The sequence below is a fragment of the Thauera terpenica 58Eu genome (assembly GCF_000443165.1).
GTDB classification, from domain to species: Bacteria; Pseudomonadota; Gammaproteobacteria; order Burkholderiales; family Rhodocyclaceae; genus Thauera; species Thauera terpenica.
In genome coordinates this window covers 1-1009 of the sequence record NZ_ATJV01000122.1, presented here as the reverse complement: position 1 = coordinate 1009, position 1009 = coordinate 1, and the positions used below count along the sequence as shown (strand labels likewise).

General features: G+C 61.2%; 4 protein-coding genes. 1 reads left to right on the top strand and 3 read right to left on the bottom strand.

The window, feature by feature from the left end:
• Positions 1 to 212: hypothetical protein (locus tag M622_RS40075; RefSeq protein ID WP_217995349.1), on the bottom strand; the 212-nt coding region annotated here is incomplete at its 3' end.
• Between M622_RS40075 and M622_RS40675 the strand changes: the two genes are divergently transcribed.
• On the top strand, positions 160 to 528 hold the full coding sequence (locus tag M622_RS40675) for a helix-turn-helix domain-containing protein (protein ID WP_306415643.1): 369 nt from the start codon (positions 160 to 162) through the stop codon (positions 526 to 528). The two genes, M622_RS40075 and M622_RS40675, sit on opposite strands and share 53 nt — an antisense overlap.
• Here M622_RS40675 and M622_RS38515 read toward each other — a convergent pair.
• Both M622_RS38515 and M622_RS38510 read right to left on the bottom strand, forming a co-directional pair.
• Positions 414 to 692, bottom strand: coding sequence for a type II toxin-antitoxin system TacA family antitoxin (locus M622_RS38515; protein ID WP_021251077.1), 279 nt, complete (start codon positions 690 to 692; stop codon positions 414 to 416). The genes M622_RS40675 and M622_RS38515 overlap by 115 nt on opposite strands.
• Positions 693 to 751: 59 nt before the next feature.
• Positions 752 to 1009, bottom strand: a 258-nt coding sequence (locus tag M622_RS38510; protein ID WP_021251076.1) for a hypothetical protein, incomplete at its 5' end; no start/stop codon positions are given.

Genomic DNA, 1009 nt, shown 5'->3' with positions numbered 1-1009 from the left:
TGCTGGCCGGCATCGTGCATGGCACCGGTGATGCTGCCATTGCGGAGCATCAGCGCCAGCGTGTCCACGGTGCGGTAGTGGTCGACCGGCTTCTGGTCGTCATCCTCCTCGCGCACATAGCGGATCACGCTGCCGTCCGGGCGAATCACTTCATGGCCGATGGACGGTTTGCGTTCGGCCCTGGCCTTGACACCTTGCGTCTTCTTGGTCATGCGCGAACTCATCACCGCCCGCACCCGCGCCGGCCTGACTCAATCCGAGCTTGCCGAGCGCATGCACACGACGCAATCGACCATCGCCCGCCTGGAGGAAAACCGTGGTCTGTCCCCTATTTTCTGGGTCTGTCCCCTATTTTCTGTATTTTCTGTGTCCCCTATTTTCTGCGAGCTTGCGGACCGATTCATACGCTGCACTCAACCCAGAACCCCAGGTTCACTGAGCAGCTTCTTCAAGCGCGGCTTGGCTTGCACGGGGCGATCCAGCGCCTGCTGGAACGCCTGCCACTGGTCATCATTCAGCACAAAGTGACGACGATCCGCCAGTGCTTGGTTGGCCGCGATCACCCCCGCATCCAGCAGGAATTCGCTGACGTTTTTGTGACATGAACGCGCAGCCTCCTGCAGCAGCTGCTTGACAGAGCTACTGGCGCGGACATCGATCCGTTCGGTTTTGGAGAGGTTCAAGGTGCTCATGGCAACCCCCATGTTCTGAAACTACCTCCATAATAGCGTCCGGACGATGTCCTGACAATTCAGGCGTGCATTGATGTCTCTCGCCGAGGCCTGGGCGCTCGTTCATAGCCGTAGTACCGGGCCAGCACGCCGAGTGCTGCCACTAGGATGCCCTTGGCCTCGCTTTTCTCGACACGCTTGCCGTTCCAGCCATCGCGCAATGCCCAATCGCGGATCGACATCTGCAGCCCGGCCACGTACCACAGCGCCGATCCCGCCGGACTGCCACTGCCACCCACCGCATCCAGCGCATCTCGAACCGCACGGGCAGCGCCGGC